Origin of the sequence: Methylopila turkensis (assembly GCF_027922325.1) — a bacterium.
GTDB classification, from domain to species: domain Bacteria; phylum Pseudomonadota; class Alphaproteobacteria; order Rhizobiales; family Methylopilaceae; genus Methylopila; species Methylopila turkensis.
Genome location: NZ_BSFL01000003.1, coordinates 199,159 through 215,965, shown reverse-complemented (window position 1 = coordinate 215,965; position 16,807 = coordinate 199,159). Strand labels below are relative to the sequence as shown.

Annotated in this window: 18 protein-coding genes; 7 read left to right on the top strand and 11 right to left on the bottom strand. The window is 70.8% G+C overall.

Going from position 1 to position 16,807, the window contains the following annotated elements:
- Window positions 1–47 precede the first annotated feature (47 nt).
- On the top strand, window positions 48–821 hold the full coding sequence (locus tag PKE78_RS12275) for a hypothetical protein (protein ID WP_271201193.1): 774 nt from the start codon (window positions 48–50) through the stop codon (window positions 819–821).
- Window positions 822–863: 42 nt separating this feature from the next.
- On the opposite strand, the gene PKE78_RS12270 is transcribed toward PKE78_RS12275, so the two are convergent.
- From PKE78_RS12270 to PKE78_RS12250, 5 genes are all read right to left on the bottom strand, one after another.
- Complete coding sequence (locus tag PKE78_RS12270) at window positions 864–1,487, bottom strand: PQQ-dependent catabolism-associated CXXCW motif protein (RefSeq protein WP_271201192.1); 624 nt, start codon at window positions 1,485–1,487, stop codon at window positions 864–866.
- Window positions 1,450–2,304 (bottom strand): substrate-binding domain-containing protein, encoded by an 855-nt coding sequence (locus PKE78_RS12265; RefSeq protein ID WP_271201191.1) that lies wholly within the window; start codon window positions 2,302–2,304, stop codon window positions 1,450–1,452. The genes PKE78_RS12270 and PKE78_RS12265 overlap by 38 nt, the downstream gene beginning before the upstream one ends.
- A gap of 151 nt (window positions 2,305–2,455) precedes the next feature.
- Complete coding sequence (xoxF5, locus tag PKE78_RS12260) at window positions 2,456–4,264, bottom strand: lanthanide-dependent methanol dehydrogenase XoxF5 (protein WP_428981268.1); 1,809 nt, start codon at window positions 4,262–4,264, stop codon at window positions 2,456–2,458.
- Between the two features lie 305 nt (window positions 4,265–4,569).
- Window positions 4,570–5,514 carry a quinoprotein relay system zinc metallohydrolase 2 gene (locus PKE78_RS12255; RefSeq protein WP_271201190.1) on the bottom strand — a complete coding sequence of 315 codons (945 nt, stop codon included), beginning with the start codon at window positions 5,512–5,514 and terminating at the stop codon, window positions 4,570–4,572.
- 47 nt (window positions 5,515–5,561) lie between these two features.
- Complete coding sequence (locus PKE78_RS12250) at window positions 5,562–5,960, bottom strand: c-type cytochrome (RefSeq protein ID WP_271201189.1); 399 nt, start codon at window positions 5,958–5,960, stop codon at window positions 5,562–5,564.
- Between the two features lie 218 nt (window positions 5,961–6,178).
- Here PKE78_RS12250 and PKE78_RS12245 point away from each other — a divergent pair, with 218 nt between their 5' ends.
- The 5 genes from PKE78_RS12245 to PKE78_RS12225 are packed head-to-tail and all read left to right on the top strand — an operon-like array spanning window position 6,179 to window position 10,156.
- On the top strand, window positions 6,179–6,775 hold the full coding sequence (locus tag PKE78_RS12245; protein WP_271201188.1) for an amino acid kinase family protein: 597 nt from the start codon (window positions 6,179–6,181) through the stop codon (window positions 6,773–6,775).
- The gene (locus tag PKE78_RS12240; RefSeq protein ID WP_271201187.1) at window positions 6,772–8,241 is read left to right on the top strand and encodes a DUF6513 domain-containing protein; all 1,470 of its coding nucleotides are present in this window, start codon (window positions 6,772–6,774) and stop codon (window positions 8,239–8,241) included. The genes PKE78_RS12245 and PKE78_RS12240 overlap by 4 nt, the downstream gene beginning before the upstream one ends.
- Complete coding sequence (locus tag PKE78_RS12235) at window positions 8,238–8,807, top strand: DUF447 domain-containing protein (protein ID WP_271201186.1); 570 nt, start codon at window positions 8,238–8,240, stop codon at window positions 8,805–8,807. The genes PKE78_RS12240 and PKE78_RS12235 overlap by 4 nt, the downstream gene beginning before the upstream one ends.
- Window positions 8,804–9,502 carry a (5-formylfuran-3-yl)methyl phosphate synthase gene (locus PKE78_RS12230; protein ID WP_271201185.1) on the top strand — a complete coding sequence of 233 codons (699 nt, stop codon included), beginning with the start codon at window positions 8,804–8,806 and terminating at the stop codon, window positions 9,500–9,502. Before PKE78_RS12235 ends, PKE78_RS12230 begins: the two co-directional genes overlap by 4 nt.
- Before the next feature lie 36 nt (window positions 9,503–9,538).
- The gene (locus PKE78_RS12225; protein ID WP_271201184.1) at window positions 9,539–10,156 is read left to right on the top strand and encodes a Uma2 family endonuclease; all 618 of its coding nucleotides are present in this window, start codon (window positions 9,539–9,541) and stop codon (window positions 10,154–10,156) included.
- A gap of 2 nt (window positions 10,157–10,158) precedes the next feature.
- Here PKE78_RS12225 and PKE78_RS12220 read toward each other — a convergent pair whose 3' ends face one another.
- Window positions 10,159–11,271 carry a PQQ-dependent sugar dehydrogenase gene (locus tag PKE78_RS12220; protein WP_271201183.1) on the bottom strand — a complete coding sequence of 371 codons (1,113 nt, stop codon included), beginning with the start codon at window positions 11,269–11,271 and terminating at the stop codon, window positions 10,159–10,161.
- 94 nt (window positions 11,272–11,365) lie between these two features.
- On the opposite strand from PKE78_RS12220, the gene PKE78_RS12215 reads away from it, so the two are divergent.
- Entirely contained in the window at window positions 11,366–11,821 is a 456-nt protein-coding gene (locus PKE78_RS12215) for a hypothetical protein (RefSeq protein ID WP_271201182.1), read from the top strand.
- Here PKE78_RS12215 and PKE78_RS12210 read toward each other — a convergent pair.
- Genes PKE78_RS12210 through PKE78_RS12190 form a run of 5 tightly spaced genes read right to left on the bottom strand, consistent with a single transcriptional unit; the run spans window position 11,811 to window position 16,749 of the window.
- Entirely contained in the window at window positions 11,811–12,596 is a 786-nt protein-coding gene (locus tag PKE78_RS12210; protein ID WP_271201181.1) for a formylmethanofuran dehydrogenase subunit C, read from the bottom strand. The genes PKE78_RS12215 and PKE78_RS12210 overlap by 11 nt on opposite strands.
- Window positions 12,593–13,489: a formylmethanofuran--tetrahydromethanopterin N-formyltransferase gene (fhcD, locus tag PKE78_RS12205; RefSeq protein ID WP_271201180.1), complete on the bottom strand. Its 897-nt coding sequence runs from the start codon at window positions 13,487–13,489 to the stop codon at window positions 12,593–12,595. Before fhcD ends, PKE78_RS12210 begins: the two co-directional genes overlap by 4 nt.
- Window positions 13,486–15,144, bottom strand: coding sequence for a formylmethanofuran dehydrogenase subunit A (locus tag PKE78_RS12200; protein WP_271201179.1), 1,659 nt, complete (start codon window positions 15,142–15,144; stop codon window positions 13,486–13,488). The genes fhcD and PKE78_RS12200 overlap by 4 nt, the downstream gene beginning before the upstream one ends.
- Window positions 15,141–16,385 (bottom strand): molybdopterin-binding domain-containing protein, encoded by a 1,245-nt coding sequence (locus PKE78_RS12195; protein WP_271201178.1) that lies wholly within the window; start codon window positions 16,383–16,385, stop codon window positions 15,141–15,143. Before PKE78_RS12195 ends, PKE78_RS12200 begins: the two co-directional genes overlap by 4 nt.
- Window positions 16,378–16,749 carry a 4a-hydroxytetrahydrobiopterin dehydratase gene (locus tag PKE78_RS12190; RefSeq protein WP_271201177.1) on the bottom strand — a complete coding sequence of 124 codons (372 nt, stop codon included), beginning with the start codon at window positions 16,747–16,749 and terminating at the stop codon, window positions 16,378–16,380. The genes PKE78_RS12195 and PKE78_RS12190 overlap by 8 nt, the downstream gene beginning before the upstream one ends.
- Between the last annotated feature and the right edge of the window lie 58 nt (window positions 16,750–16,807).

Here is a 16,807-nt window from a genome sequence, read left to right as displayed (position 1 = left end):
CCAGACCCGACCGCACGGCCGCGAGAACTCCTCGGGAGACGATGCTCATGACCATCACGCAACGCGCCCGCCGCGCCGCGACGGCGCGGCTCGCCGCGGGCGCCCTGATCGCGGCGGTCGCCGCGGGCGGCGCCGCGGCGCAGGACCAGACGGCCGCCGGACCGGCCACGCTGGCGCAGGCCGGCGCCGGCGGCGGGCCGAAGACGCCCCTGCCCGCCCCCACGCCGCGCGCCGAGCAGCCCGGACAGGGCCGCGCCGCGCAGGGCAAGCCCGGGCCGGACAGCGACTGGCCATGCATCCAGCCGAAGGTCGGCGCGCTCAGCTACGGGCAGATGTGGGCCGGCCCGCCGCTCGACGAGGCCATCGCCAAATGGCGCGACGATCCGCATGTGGCGGACCTCGTGCCGCTGCTGGTCGCGCGGCGCACCAAGCGGGACGAGGCGCAGGCCGCGATCGACCGCTTCACGGCCGCGGCGGGCCCGGAGAAGAACGCGCAGCTCACGCTGCTGTTCGCCGGGGTGTTCAGCGAGATCAACGCCGCGCGCTCGGCCGTCATCACCGGCATCGAGCGCTACGCCCGCAAGCAGCGCGCGCTCTCCGAACGGATCAAGGAGGCGAGCCTCAAGCTCGCCGCCGAGCGCAAGGACATGGCCACGCAGATGTCGCCGGAGTTCCAGAAGAAGGAAGAGGCGCTGAACTGGGACACGCGCATCTACGACGAGCGCGCCCAGGCCCTCACCTATGTCTGCGAGAGCCCGGTGATCCTGGAGCAGCTCGCCTTCGAGCGCGGCCGCGACATCCAGGCGAAGCTCGACAACTGAGCGCTGCGCCGCGGCCGTCCCGATCGTCGTCCGCGGCCGCAGCTACTCCTTTGCGCCGACCCGATATGGCTTGGCCGCCTCCAGCGGCAGCCCGGCCTCGGCCCAGCCGTCGGAGCCGTCGGGGTACCAGTACACGGCGGAGTAGCCCCACTCGATCGCGCGCTTCGCGGCGTTCCACGACATCCAGCACGCCCGGCGGCAGTAGAACGCCAGCGGCTTCGCCGCGTCTCCGCCGGTGAGCTCCCGAAGGCTCCCGCGGAAGAACTCTTCCATGCGGGGCGCGAGCGCGCCGTAGCCCACATTGATCAGCCAGGCGCTGCGCGGCAGATGATCGCGCGGCGCGTCGCGCCAGATGGTGCCGGCCGGAAGTTTCGCCGGCTTCTCCGGTCGCGGCATGACGTCGACGAAGACCGCCCGACCGTCGCGCCACAGCCGCTCGGCGGCCGCGGTGTCGAGCACGACGGCGCCCGCCAGCGTCGCGGGCGTCGGCGTGCGGTAGCCGTCCATGCGGTAGCCGGCAGGCTCGGGCGGCGTCGGCCCGTCGACCGGGTCCTCCGCCGCCCCGGCGCCCCCCGCGGCCAGAACGGCCGCGAGGCAGGCGGCCGCGAGGTGAGCGGCCGCGATCGCCTCAGTCCGCCGGCGCGACGATCGGCCTGTTCTGTTCATCGAGCAGCGGAATGTTGAAGCTGAGCAGGATCTTGTTGATCTCGTTCTGGTTCTTCGCGATGAAATCGTTCAGGCGGTGTTTCCAGTTCAGCTCGTTCGGCCGGATGCCCATTGTGATGCGATAGGTCAGCGGCGGGAAGCCCTGATCCTTCACGAGCGGGACCACGCTGTGGGTGTCCTTGCCGAACTGCGCGGCGTAGTAGCCGCCGATCGGCCCCCACAGGATGCCGGCGTCGATCGCGCCGGAATCGATGTCCTTGAGCATCTCCTCGGCCGGAGACTCATAGCGGCGGTCGACCATCAGCGAATAGGGCCGCGAGCGGCCGAGCAGGCCGTAGCGCGCGAGATGGTTCGCCGGCGCGGTGCCGGCGATCACGCCGATCCGGCCCGACTTCAGACGCTCGTCGCTGAGCGTGTCGACGCCGTCGAGCGCGCCGCCCTTCTTGGTGACCAGCACCCAGGCCGATTTGAAGTAGGGGTTGGTGTTCAGCACCGGATCGCCGGCGGCGACATAGCCCATCACCACGTCGCAGCGCTTGCTGCCGAGCGTCATGCGGTAGAAGCCGGTCGCCTGCGGGAACCAGGTGTAGTCGACCGGGATCCCGAGCTCCTTGCCCAGCAGCTCCGCGATCTTGTTCTCGAACCCTTCGCCCTTCTCGTTGGAGAGCGGCATGTCGGCGGGGTCGGCGCAGACGCGCAGCGTCGCGCGGTTGACGAGGTCGGAGGTTTGCGCGTGCGCGGTGGAGGCGCCTGCGGCGATCAGCGCGCCTGCAGCCAAAACGCCGGCTGCGACGGAGCGCCCGAATGCGGAAATCATCGTGTCAGTCCTCCTGAACGCGCTGGCGAGGCCGCGCGCTTTCATGAGATTCTGGGGTCTCCCCCGGACGCGGAAAGGCCCGACCGTCGGACGATGCCGATGGCCGGGCCCCCAGAGAAAAGGCGCGGCGCCCGGAGGCGCCGTGCCGGATTTACGACTTCGGCAGCTTGAACACGGTCAGCTGACCGCCGAGGGCGGTGTAGCTCGACAGAGCCGCGTAGCCGCCGACCGCGCCGAGGCCGTCCGTGGCGTTGGTCAGACCGGCCGCGAGGCCGATGCCCGCCCAACCGCCGACGCCCGACAGGATGGCGATGTACTGCGTGCCCTTGTGCTCATAGGTCGTGACGTTGCCGATGATGCCGGACGGGGTCTTGAACTTGTAGAGTTCCTTGCCCGACTTGGCGTCGACCGCCTTCAGGTAGCCTTCCAGCGTGCCGTAGAACACCACGCCGCCGGCGGTCGCGAGAGCGCCCGACCACACGGAGAACTGCTCCTTGTTCGACCAGACGATCTTACCCTTCTTGTTGTCCCAGGCGATGAAGTTGCCCATGCCGCCATGCGAGTTGGGGGCCGGGTACATCGAGAGGGTCGCGCCGACGTAAGGCTGGCCGGCGGTGTACGAGACGCGGAACGGCTCGTAGTCCATGCAGACGTGGTTGGTCGGCACGTAGAACAGCTCGGTCTCCGGCGAGTAGGCCGCCGGCTGCTGGTCCTTGGTGCCGAGAGCCGCCGGGCAGATGCCCTGGCTGTTCACGTCTTCGCCGTTCTGCTCGGTCGAATACTTGGCGACGACGAGCGGACGGCCGTAGGTCTTGGACGACTTGTCGAGATCGACCTTGGTGGCCCAGTTCACGACCGGGTCGTACTTCTCGGCGACCAGGACTTCGCCCGTATCGCGGTTCACCGTGTAGGCGAAGCCGTTACGGTCGAAGTGCGTGAGGAGCGGAGTGTCCTTGCCGTCGATCTTCTGATCCGTGAGGATCATCTCGTTGATGCCGTCGAAGTCCCACTCGTCGTGGGGCGTCATCTGGTAGACCCACTTCGCCACGCCGGTGTCGACGTCACGCGCGAAGATGGTCATCGACCACTTGTTGTCGCCCGGGCGCTGCTTCGGGTTCCAGGTCGAGGGGTTGCCCGAGCCGTAGTACATCAGGTTCAGCTTCGGATCGTACGAGTACCAGCCCCAGGTGGAGCCGCCGCCGATCTTCCACTGGTCGCCTTCCCAGCTCTTCAGCGAAGAGTCCTTGCCGACCGGCTTGCCATGCTCGGTGGTCTTCGCCGGATCGATCAGCATCTCCTCGTCCGGACCCATGGAGTAGGCGCGCCACGCCTTGGAGCCGTCCTTGAGGTTGTAGGCGGTCACGGAGCCGCGCACGCCGAATTCGCCGCCCGAGATGCCGACGATGACCTTGTCCTTGACCGGCAGAACGGTCGCGGTGTTGGTCTCGCCCTTCTTCGGGTCGCCGTTCACCACCGACCACTTCTTCTGGCCGGTCTTGGCGTCGAGCGCGACGAGCGTGGTGTCGGCCTGGTGCAGCAGGATCAGGCCGTCGGCGTAAGCCAGACCGCGATGAACCGTGTCGCAGCACATGACCGGGATGACGCTCGGGTCCTGCTTCGGCTCGTACTTCCAGATGATGCGGCCGTCCTGGTTCAGGTCGAGCGCGAACACGTTGTTCGGGAACGGCGTGTGAACGTACATCACGTCGCCGATGACGAGGGGGCCGCCCTCATGGCCGCGCAGAACGCCCGTCGAAAACGTCCAGGCGACCTGGAGCTTGTCGACGTTCTTCGCCGTGATCTGGTCGAGCTTGGAGTAACGGGTGTTGGCGTAGTCGCCGGTCTGGATGCCCCACTGTTTGGGGTCTTTCAGGATCGTCGTGACGCTGTCATTGGCCATCGCCGGCCAAACCATGGCGGCGGCGCCGAGCAGGCCCGCCGCGAGTGCGACTTTGCGCATTGTATTCTCCCTCTAAAACGCAGTCCTTTAGGCGGCCATCGCGGCGAGCCGCAAAGGCATGATCTTTATTATTGGACCTGCGTCTTCCGCTCGTGTCACGGCCAGTCGGGACTTGTTGCTCGACCCTTTGCCGGGCGGCGCCCGGCTAGACCTACGAACCGACTGCAACCCCAAGGGCATGCAGGCGTTGCAGCTGAAGACGACCGGACCCTAGATCGCTTCGCCGGACCACGCAACAGGACTTTAAGATATAAGAGCGTTATTATGATTTTGCTGCGAATGCACACTTATTATATTGCGCCGCATTATCGCCATTCGAGCTCGCGGTAGGCGGCGATGGCGTTGCGGGCGTTGAACTCGTCGAACAGCGCCCAGGCGTCCCGCTCGGAAAGACCCGCCTTTTCCGACGCCTCGCGCAGGCTGGCGCCGGCGTCGAGCAGCGCCTTTACGTCCGCGCGCAGGCGGTCGAAGTAGCGCTGCTGCGGCTCCAGCGCCTGCGGCCACGGCGCGGAGGCCGGTCCATGCCCGGGCACGACCCGCGCGACCGGCCGCGTCTTCACCCGCGACATCACCCGGAGCCAGCCTTCGAGCGAGCCGTCGACGCTCGGCAGGTGCCCCATGAACAGCAGGTCGCCGAGGAACCAGGCGCCGGTGCTCGGATCGAAGACGGTGAGGTCGTTGTCGGTGTGCGCGGTCGGCTCCGCCTGCAGCTCAAGCGAACGGCCGCCAAGATCGAGCGTGAGCCGGTCGGCGACGGTCGTGTCGGGCATCACCACCGAATCGGGCGCGAATCCGTCGCCGATCGCCCGCCGGCCGGCCTCGATGTAGGACTGGGCGCGGGCCTGCAACGCCCGCGGATACTTGGCGTGCGCCACGAAGCGCGCGCCCTCCCCCCGGAACGCTGCGTTTCCGAGCGCGTGATCCGGATGCATGTGGGTGTTGATGACGTAGCGGATCGGCAGCGTCGTGCGCGCCCGCACGGCGGCGAGCAGCCGCTCGCCCGCCTGCAGCGTGTTGCCGGTGTCGATCACCGCCACGGCGTCGCGCCCGACCACGAAGCCGACATTGGCGATCGCGCCGCCGTTCCCCGGGGCCAGGAGCTCGTAGGGCGCCTGGTAGACGAACACGCCCGGCGCGATCTCCGTGGTCGGCAGCGGCTCGGCCGCACGGGCCAGGCCGCAAAGGCCGAGCCCGAGGCCCAGGACGGCGGCGGCGGAGCGAAGGCCCCGGAGACACGACCTTGCGCGCATGGAAAGGCTCCTCGCCACGGGCGGCGAGGGCCGCCGCCCCGGCGGGTTTACTTCTTCGCGCCGCCTGCGTCGAACTGGGCGAGGTAGGCGATGACGCCCTTGCGCTCGTCGTCCTTCTTCAGGCCGGCGAAGGCCATCTTGTTCCCCGGCGCCGCGCCGCGCGGATCGGCGAGGAACTGGTCGAGCGTCGCCTCGTCCCAGGTCTTGCCTTCGCCATAGGTCTTCAGCGCGGCGCTGTAGGCGTATCCGTCTAGGCCGGCGACCTTGCGGCCGATGAGCCCGTTCAGCTCAGGACCGGCCTTGTTGGCGGCGCCTTCGCCGACGGCGTGGCAGGCGGCGCAGCGCTTGAACACCTTTTCGCCGGCCGCGGCGTCCTGAGCGGCCGCGGGCGCGGCGAACGAAGCCAGGGCGAGAGCTGCGGCGGCGGCGGCGACATGCGGTTTCATGGGAATGCTCCTGATCGTCCTGGCGCCGTGACGCGGCCAGTCCATGCGAAACTAGAATGGTTTCAGACTGCCGCCAGTGACAGGCGCGTGACAAGTGGCGTCGGGCCGACGCGATCCCATCGCCCGGAACGCGCTGCGGCGGCGCGCCGCTTGGAATACGGGCGCGGGGGCGGTACGCCTCTGCGTCCGGTTGACCCTTGGGACTCGACGCCGCCCGCATGAAACGCCGCCCGCTCCTTTCCGTCGTCAAGCTCGGCGGCAGCCTGTTCGAGGCCGACGCGCTCGACGCGCTGCTCGACGCCTCGGCCTGGCGCGGCGCGGTCGTCGTCGCCGGCGGCGGGCCGTTCGCCGACGCGGTGCGCGCGGCGCAGAAGCGGCGCGGATTCGATGACGCCACGGCGCACCGCATGGCGATCCTCGCCATGGAACAGAGCGCGCTGATGCTGGCGGCGCGCCGGCCGGACCTGCGCCCCTGCGCCACCCCCGAGGCCTTCGCCGCCGCCCGCGGCCGTGGCGCGATCTGGCTGCCCGCGCGCATGGCGCTCGAGGCCGACCTGCCGGCGAGCTGGGACGTGACCTCCGACAGCCTCGCGCTATGGCTCGCGATCACGCTCGGCGCGGCCCAAGCGGTGTTCGTGAAGGCGGCGCCCGCCCCCGCCGCCGAGGACCCGAAAACGTGGGCCGAATCCGGCCTCGTCGATCCTTATTTGCCCCTCCTCGCGGCCCGGTACGAGGGCCGCGTGGCGCTCATCGGCGACGCCTCGCCGACGGCGCTCGACCAGGCGCTCGACGGCCTCGAAAGGCGCGCGGCGTGACCGCGGAGACGGTCGCGCTCGTCACCGGGTCGCTCGCGGAAGCCCGGCTCGCGCGGCTCGCGGACGAGCTGCGCAGTGAGACGCTGCAGCCGCAGGTCGTCAATGTCGGCGTCAAGGTGGCGGCGCTGATGACGGCCGAGATCCTCGAGCGCCGGCTGAAGCTGCCCGAGAACGCCACGCGCGCGGTGCTGCCCGGCCGGTTCCGCGGCGACCTCGATCGGCTCAGCCGGCATTTCGGCGTGCCTTTCGAGCGCGGGCCGGAGGAGCTCGTCGACCTCCCCGGCTTCTTCGGCCGCGGCGGCGTGGAGCCGGACCTGTCGCGCCACGACTGCACGATCTTCGCCGAGATCGTCGACGCCACCATGCTGTCGCCGGACGAGCTGCTGGCGAAGTCCCGCGCGCTGCGGGCCGACGGCGCCGACGTGATCGACCTCGGCTGCCTGCCGGACACGCCGTTCCCCAATCTCGAGGACTGCATCGCCGCCCTCATCGCCGACGGCGCGAAGGTCAGCGTCGATTCGGCGAACCCGGAGGAGCTCGCCCGCGCCAACCGCGCCGGCGCGCATTACCTGCTCAGCCTCAGCGAGGCCACTCTCGCCATCGCCGACGAGGGCGACGCCGTTCCGATTCTCGTGCCGGCCGCGCCCGCCGACATGGATTCGCTGCTGCGCGCCATGGACGCGCTGGAGGCCAAGGGGCGGCGCTACCTCGCCGACCCGATCCTCGATCCCATCCATTTCGGCTTCACCGCCTCGGTGGTGCGCTACGCCGAGCTGCGCCGGCTGCGGCCGGACGCGCCGATCCTGATGGGCATCGGCAACGTCACCGAGCTCACCGACGCCGACACGACCGGGATCAACGCTATCTTGATGGGGATGATCTCCGAACTGCGGATCGCGGCGGTGCTCGCGGTGCAGGTCAGCCCGCATTGCCGCACGGCCGTGCGCGAGTTCGACCGCGCGCGCCGCGAGTTCTTCGCCGCGCGCGAGGCCGGCTCGCTGCCCCAGGGCTTCGGCGGCGGGCTGATGGCGCTTCGCGACCGCCGGCCGGTGGCGTCGAGCCCGGCCGACGTCGCGACGCTCGCAAGCGAGGTCCGCGACCGCAACTACCGCATCGAGGTCAGCGACGACGGCGTCCACGTCTACAACCGCGACGGCCATCATATCGGCGTGGACCCGTTCGACCATTTCCCGCATCTCGCGGTCGAGGGCGACGCGGGCCACGCGTTCTATCTCGGCGTCGAGACGGCGCGCGCGGAGATCGCCTACCGCCTCGGCAAGCGTTACGCGCAGGACGAGGCGCTGAAGTTCGGCGTCGCCGGCGAGACCGCCGAAAGCCTTGAAGAGGCGCACAAGCTGAGCTTCAAGAACGCCGGCGCGACGCTCAAGGACAAGCGGGCGGAGCGCGCCAGGCGCGCCGACGCCGAGCCGGCGGCCTCCGACGCCGGCCAGGACAGCGACACGTGATCCGCGAGACGATCGTCACCACCCTGTCGCCCGACGGCGTTCCGCACATCGCGCCGATGGGCGCGACGCCGATCGAAGGCGGCTGGCTACTGCAGCCGTTCCGGCCTTCCACGACGCTCGAGAATTTTCTCGCAACCCGCTGCGGCGTCGTGAACTTCACCGACGACGCGCGGGTGTTCGCGGGCTGCGTCACCAAGCGCCGGCGCGACTGGCCGACGGTCCCCGCGGAGCAGGTCGCCTCCGTCCGGCTCGCGGTCGCGCTCGCCACCCATGAGATCAAGGTGGACCGCATCGAGGACGACGGTCAGCGCCCTAAGCTCCATTGCCGCGTCGTCCGCGAGACGGCTTACAAGCCGTTCCCCGGCCTGAACCGGGCGATCGCCGCCGTGCTCGAAGGCGCCGTCCTGGTCAGCCGCCTGTCGATGCTGCCGACCGACAAGATCGATCGTGAGCTGGCTTATCTCCAGATCGCCATCGACAAGACCGCAGGCGCGGACGAGCGCGAGGCCTGGGGATGGCTGCTGGACGCGGTGCGCGACCATCGCCGCGGCGAGGCCCGGCCATGACCGGCCTACTCGCGAGCGTCGCGACCCTCGGCGAGATGGAGATCGTCCGCGCCGGCGGGGCCGACATCGTGGACCTGAAGGACCCGGCGCGCGGCGCGCTGGGCGCTTGGGAGCCGGACGGGCTCCGCGCCGCCGTCGCGCGCTGGCGGAGCTGGGGCGTCGGCGCGCCGCAGCTCAGCGCCACAATCGGCGACCAGCCGATGGACCCGGAGACCGTGCTGCGCGCCGCCGAGTCCGTCGCCGCGACCGGCGTTCCGCTGGTCAAGCTCGGCCTGTTCGCGGACGGCGACGCGGCCGCCTGCCTCGCGGCGCTCAGGCCCCTCGCCCGGCGGACGCGCCTGATCGCCGTGTTCTTCGCCGATCTCGGCGTGGCGTTCGAGCTGATCCCCGCGGCGGCCGACGCCGGCTTCCACGGCGTCATGGTCGACACCGCCGACAAGGGCGCCGGGGGACTTCGCCAGCGCATGGAGGACGACGCCATCGACGCCTTCGTCCGCACGGCCCGCGCCCGCGGGCTCTTGACCGGCCTCGCCGGTTCGCTTTCGGCCGACGACATCGCGCCGCTCGCGCGCTTCGAGCCGGACTACCTCGGCTTCCGCGGCGCGCTCTGCGACGGCGGCCGGACCGGCACGCTCGCGGCGGCCCGCGTCGCGACGGTCCGCGCGGCGCTCAGGTCCCCGCGCGCCGCGGCCTGAGCCGTGCTAGGCTCCGCCGGTTCGGGTGAGGTCGCGATGGCGGAGCCTGCGGTCAAGCGCATGACGGTCGAGGAGTTCTTCGCCTGGGAGGAAACCCAGGAGGAGAGCCACGAGCTCGTCGACGGCGTTCCCGTGCTGCGGGGCGAATGGATCCGCTTCGGCGACGAATGGACGATGATGTCCGGCGCCAGCCAGCGCCACGACCAGATCGTGGTCAATGTCATCATCGCTCTCGGCACCCGCCTGCGCGGCCGCGAATGCCGCGCGTTTTCGCCGGACATGTCGGTGCGCACCAGCGCGCGGCGAATCCGCCGTCCCGACTCCGGCGTCGATTGCGGGCCGCGCGTCGACCGCTCCACGATGGCGAGCGAGCCGAAGGTGGTGGTGGAGGTGCTGTCGCCCTCGACGCGCGACTTCGACATGTTCCAGAAGCTCGACGAGTACCGCGCCGTCGGCAGCATCGACCATGTCGTGCTGATCGACCCCAACGACCCGCAGGCGGCGGTCTGGACGCGCGGCGCCGACGGCTGGGAGCAGACCGAACTGCGCGGCCTCGAGGTTTCGGCCGAGCTCACGGCCGTCGGCCTCTCGCTTCCGCTCGCGGAGGTCTACGAGGACGTCGCGTTCCCAGCCCGTCCCGAGGACGCGGCGTAGCGTCAGCGCGGCGCCACCCGGAGCAGGGCGGCGCCCTCGCCGTCGGTCAGCACGAGAATCGCACCGTCCGGCGCGACCGCCACGTCGCGCATGCGCTCGCCGCGCTCGGCGAGCAGAAGCTCTTCGCCGACGATGCGGCCGTTCGCGCGGCGCACGACGCGCACCGCCCGCTCCTTCAGGGCCGGCACCAGCAGCGCCCCCCGCCATTCCGGGAACAGCGCGCCGTCATAGAGCGCGAGGCTCGCCGGCGCGATCGACGGCGTCCACTCCAGCAGCGGGCGCTCGTAGCCCGGCAGCTCCCGGAACGGCGTCACCCGCGCAAAGGTGTAATCGAGCCCGCCGGTGACGATCGGCCAGCCGTGATTGCCGCCGGCGCGGACGCGGTTGATCTCGTCGCCGCCGCGCGGTCCGTGCTCGGACACGAGGATCGCGCCGTCGTCCGGATCGACCACGACGCCCTGCACGTTGCGGTGGCCGAGGCTGTAGATCTCGGGGGCGGCGCCCGGACGCCCGGCGAAGGGGTTGTCGGCCGGCGCGTTCCCGTCCCGGTCGAGCCGCACGAGCTTTCCCAGGTGGTTCGAAAGGTCCTGCGCGTCCTCGCGCCGGTCGAAGCCGTCGCCGAGCGTCAGGATCAGCGTGCGGTCGGGCAGGAAGGCGATCCGGGCGCCATTGTTCGAGTTCCCCGCCTTGGGCGTGGCGTCGAACAGCACGCGGACGTCCTCCAGCCGGTCGCCCGCGAGCCGCGCCCGGACGAGCCGGGCGTTGTTCGCGTCGTCGGTGCCGTAGATCATGGTCAGAAAGACGAGGGAGGAGGTCGCGAAGTCGGGATCGACCGCCACGTCCATCAGCCCGCCCTGCCCGCCCGTATGGATCGGCGGCAAGCCCTCGACCGACACGGACGTGACGCCGCCCGCCGCGTCGACGATCTTCAGCCGGCCGGGCGCCTCCGTCAGCAGTTTTCGGCCGTCCGGCAGCAGCGCGACCGCCCATGGCCGGTCGAGGCCGCCCGCGACCGTCTCGACGACGTTGCGGGCGGGATCGACCTTTTCGACCGCGCGCGCCGGAACGGCGCAGAGCAGGAGGATGGCGGCGCCGACGAGGAAAAGCCGTGACACGGGTCGCTCCGAAACGATTGGGCGCTACAAAGCATCGGGCCGCCGCGCCCGGCGGCAAGCTCCCGCGCGCCACACGAACGCGAGACCCCGACGCATGACCGCGATTCTCCGCCCGGCGCTCGCCTTTCTCGCCGCGACCTGCGTCACCGCCGCGCTCGCGAGCGTGGCGCAGACGCAGCTCAACCTCGCCGCCCTGTCGGCGCTCGGGGCGCCGCTGACGCCGGCGCTCCGCGCGCTGACCACCGCGGAGGATCTCGTGCGCTTCGGCCCGGTGATGGCGGCGATCGCCGCGGCGGCCCTGCTGCCGGCCTTCGCCGCAGCCTGGGTCGTGGCGAAGTTCGCACCGGGCGCCCGCCTGATCATCTGCGCGGCCGCCGGCGTCGCCGGGCTGTGGGTCGCCTTCGCCGTAATGGGATACTTCACGCCGATGCCGACGCTGGTCGCCGCCGCGCGCGGCGCGGTCGGCCTCGCGCTCATCTGCGCCGCGGGCGCGGCCGGAGGCCTGATCTTCGCCCGCCTCAGCCGCGCGCCGTCCGCCGTCAGCGGCTGAAGACCAGCGCCTCGCCCTGCCCGGCCGCGTTCAGGTCGCCGGCGAAACGCCGCGCCCGGGTCGCGTCGGCGCCGAGGAAGGCGGCGAGTTCGGCGGAGCGGCGGACCAGCACGCGCAGCATGACGAGGTCGTGCTCGCCGGCGTCCGCGAAGCCCGCGGCGAGGCCCTCCGGCGAATGCAGCAGCAGCGTGCCGCGCTTCATGCCGCGGCCGGCCTTTGCTCCCAGCGCGCCGCCGACGGCGAGCGTGCCGGCGATCATGTCGGTCGCGGCGCCCTCGGCCGTATCGCCCTTGACGACGATGACGCCGCCGCGCTGGCGCTCGGCCGCGCGGACGCCGGCGGAGCCGCCGACCGTCACGACGCCGCCGCTCATGCCGCGGCGCGCGCCGGCGCTCGCGGCGCCGAGCCGTTCGCCGACGTCGCCCTCGACCGTGACCTTGCCGCCGGCGAGCTCGCTCGCGGCGTAGTCGCCGGCCGATCCCTTGACGAGGACCGCGCCGCCGGTCGCGCCCTGGGCGAGCCTCGCGCCGACGTCGCCCTCGACGACGACTTCGCCATCCGTGAGGCCCGCCGCCACGTTGTCGAGCTCGACGCCGCCGCCGGCGACGGTGAGCCGGCCGTCGGCCGCGCCCGAGATCTCGAACAGCTCGGCCAGCGCGACGCGCCGGCCGCCATAGCCGATCTTCAGGCTCGCGAGATCGGCGCCCGGCAGCGCGCCGGTCAGGTCGACCCGCGCCTCGAAGGCCCCGCGGGGGGTGAGGACGATCCCGCTCACGCCATGATCTCCCGCAGCTTGAAGTGGAACGGCCCCAGATTGCCGCCGTAGTTGCCGGCGTCGATCGCGATGATCCCCTTGTCGCGGCCGAGCTTCACCACCGCCTCGATCCCGGCGCGGGTGCAGGCCGAGACCGCGTCGAAGCTGACGCCGTCGATCACGATCTCCTGCACCGAGGCGACCTCCGGCGGCAGCTTGGTCTCGGTCTGGGCCCGGAGCGTCGGGCAGTAGAAATTGTTGGTCGAGGCGAACATGCCCTTGTACTTCGAGCCGACCTTTGAGCCAGAGCGCACCACGCCGCCGGGGAAGGGCAGGATGTTGCCCGGCACCTTGCTCATGGCCTCGACCGCGGCCTCCGCCGCCTCCAGCGCCTCGCGGCGCGAGGCGCCGAGGATCAGGACGTTGCCGCCGCCGACGCCGGAGACCGAGCCGGTCTCGTGGTCGCAGACGAACTCGCCCTCCATCACCGGCACGCGCCAGATGCGCTTGTCCCCGACCTTCTTCGCGATCTGCCAGCCGTCGCCGAAATACTTCAGCGCCTTGCCGATCGAGATCGACTCGCCGCCTTCCATGCCGGCGTAGCAGGCGGAGGTCGGCGAGGTCAGCACGCATTGGCCGATGCGGTTGGGAACGACCGACTTCAGGCCCTTGATGTCCATCGCGAAGATCAGCACGGCCACGCCCGGACGCCCGTCCGGGGTCTCCTCGGCCGGAATCTCGCGCTCGACGCCCGCCTCGCAGCCGCAGCCGATCACCGAGGTGGCGAAGCCGGTCATGGTCTTCGCCGCGATCATGGCCCACTTCGCCGTGTCCGCGGTGATGATCAGCCGGGTGCCGACCATCGGGAAGGCTTCCGCGAAGCTGTCGCGGATCTCGACGCCGTTCAGGATCATGACGCCCTCATCGTCGCGTGCGCCACGGCGCCCTGCCCGTCGCGGATCTCGGAGTCGGACAGCTTGAAGGTCGAGGCCTTGTAGCCGACCGCCTCGTCGAACCAGCGGTCGAGCTTCGTCTCGATGCCCTTGTCGTAGTCCGGCGCCACCTGGTGGGTCTGGCCGTAGGCGAGGCCCACGATCTCGCCGTCCTTCACGATCACCTCGCCGTTCTTCAGCACATAGGCGGGGGTCGCGAACATCGCCTCGTAGTCGCTCGCCTCGGCGTAGATCACCGCGTCGCCGACCGCGCCGGCGCCGAGGTGGCCGCGGTCCTTGAAGCCGAGGATCTTGGCCGGCGCCGCGCGGGTCACGATCGCCATCTCCTCGAGCGTGTACTCACGGGCGAGCTCGCCGACGATCGAGTGCTTGCGCACCGCCTTCGGCAGCTTCGCGAACTGCTCATCGCGGAACGCCTTGTCCATCAGCAGCCGGATCAGGTGCGGATAGGTGGTGAAGGGCGCGCCGTTCGGGTGGTCCGTAGTCAGGAACACGCGCCACGGGTCCTCGATCAGGAGGAACAGCTCCAGCCCGATCGCCCACTGCAGCGCGTTGACGAAGGACTTGTCCTTGTAGGCGAACGGCACCACGCCGCAGGCCGCGTCCATCTCCATGTCCATGCCGATCCAGCGCTTCGGACTGGCGATGCCGCGGTTGCGGTACTGGGACATGAAGTCGGCGGAGGCGGTGACCGTCTGCCCGAACATCACCTGGCCGACGTCGACCGTGATGTTGGGGTTCTTGTTGACCGCCTCGGCGATCTTGGCCGCGCCGGAGGAGAACCTGCGGTCGCCCTCGGTCCCGTAGCTGTGGAACTGCACATGCGTCAGGTGCAGCGGCCGCCCCTCCGCCGCCGCGATGGTCGCGAGCGTGGTGTCCTCATTGCCGGGGACGCCGAGGTTGCAACCGTGCAGGTGGATCGGATGCGACAAGCCGAGCTGGGTGACGGCGTCGATCAGCGTCGTCAGGATCTTGCGCGGCGTCAGCTCGTAATGCGGGTTCTTCTCGTCGAGGTCGAGCTTGCGCGCGTTGAACTTGAACGCGTTGATGCCGCCCGGATTGACGATCTTGATGGCGAAGGTCTTCGTCGCCGCCAGCATCCAGGCGACGTAGTCGTTGACCGCCGACTGCCCCGCCCCGCTCGCGATCAGGTCGAGCAGGAAGTCGTCGTTGCCGAGCACCAGATAGCCGCCGGTGTCGAGGAACGGAATGTCCTTCATCTCGGCGTGCATGTGACGCGCGTTCGCGGCCACCACCGCCGGCTCGAACACGGCGGTGTAGCCCATCTCGACGTAACGGCAGCCGATGGCGTGCGCGGTCATGGTGCCGAGGCCGCCGCCGCAGCCGCAGAACGGACCTTCCGGCTCGCGGATCGCGCGCTGTTCCTCGACCATCAGCAGGCGGGCGAGGTTCGACTTGCCGCCGGCGATGTGGCTGTGAATGTCGATCGCGCCGGCCATGACGACGCCGCCCTTTGCGTCGATCGTCTCGCTCACGCCCTCGGACGCCGCGGCGTCGACCACCCGGCCGTCACGGATGACGACGTCGCGGACGACGCCGGTCTCGGCGTTCGCGGGATCGACGACCTTGCCGTTGGCGATGCGCACCGCGCTCATGGAAGGCGCTCCAGAATGCGCGCGAGGACGTCGGCGACGCTCGGCAGGCCGGCGTCGCGGTGTTTCCCGAGCGGCAGGCCGACGACCGAATCCGCGCGGAAGGCGAGGCCCGCATGGTCGAGGCCCGGCTGGCCCACGGGGATGAACACGTCCGGCTCCCGCTCGAACTCGGTGTCGGGATGGGCGAGCGCGATCAGGCGCGCCTCGCTCTCCGGCGGCGCATCGGGGCGGAAGGCCTGCGTCCAGACCACCACGTCCGCGGTCTTGACCGCCGTCTCGGTGGCGTAGGCGCGCTGGTCGTGGTCGGCGACGCCGCCGCGGAAGCCGACCCGGAGCGGGAAGCCGACGTTCCACAGCGTGGCGTGGTAGGCGCCGGTGAGGTTGTCCTTGCCCGACAGCGGCAGGCAGGCGGCGCGGCCCTCGACGTTGAGCGCGTCGACCACAGCGACCGCGCGCTCGATCACGAGGTCGGCGTCGTCGTCGAGCGACGAGGCGCTCCAGGCCAGCACCGCGTATTTCGCGGCCTTCAGCGTGTCCGCGAGCGGGGCGAGGTCCGGCTCGCCCTTCAGCGGCGCACCGCCGGCGGCCAGCACGGCGAGCCGGGACAGCGCGTCGACGAGGCCGCCCTCCGGCACGGCGACGGTCTCCACCGTCGAGCCTTCGAGCTGCGCCAGCGAGCCCTCGGCCGGCGCGCCGCCGAGGAAGATCACGCGGCGCGGGCCTTCGAAGAACCGGCCGGTCTTCGGCGCGACCCGGGCGTAGAAGCGGTGGAACGCCTTCTCGGGGTCGGGACCGACCACCACCAGCACGTCGCAGCGGTTGCGCACCTCGGCGAAGGTGGTCGCGATCCAGCCCTTGCGCTGCGAGCTCGCGAGGTTCCGGACGAGGCCTTCGGAGGCGTGGTGATCGACGCTGCCGCCTATCCGCGCCGCGAGCTTCAGCACCGCGCGGACGCCGTCGACGTCGGTCGCGAGGCCCGCGTGGACGGGCGAGCGCGCCTCGGCCAGCAGCTCGGCCGCCGCCGCGATCGCCTCGTCGAGGCTCGCCTCGCGGCCGTTGACGCGCGGGTCCGGAGCGGGCGCGCCGGAGCGGGCGAACAGCGCGGCGCCCTTTCCGCAGGAGCCGCCCACCGGCGTGACCTTGGCGCCCTCGACCTCGAGCGCGACGTCGTCGCAGCCGAGGCCGCAGAACGGGCAGACGACGTTCCGGCTCGTCGTCGCAGCCGGGGCGGCGTCAGTCATACTTCACGTAGGAGAAGCGCATGTCGGACTGGGGCGTGCCTTCGAGCGCGTCGTCCTCGGACGGCCGCCACTGCACCACGCTCTCGATCTTCGAGGCGAGCTCGAAGTCGCGGGCGGTGATGCCCTTGGCGTCGTGCGACATCAGCCGCACCTCGACCCAGGCGTAGGAGGCGGTGATGTCCGGATGGTGCCAGGCCGCTTCGGCAAGATGACCGACGGTGTTGATCACCATCAGCGTGCCTTTCCAGCTGTTGGTCTTGTAGGTGCGGCGTATCCAGCCGTCCTCGAGCCGCCATTTCGGCAGCTCGGCGGCGAGGCGTGTCACCACCTCGTCTTCCGGGATGATCGCTTTCGGATCGGCCACGGCGCGCTCCTCGGGGTTTTGATTTGACCGGGACCGTTACATGGGCGGCTGACCCCGC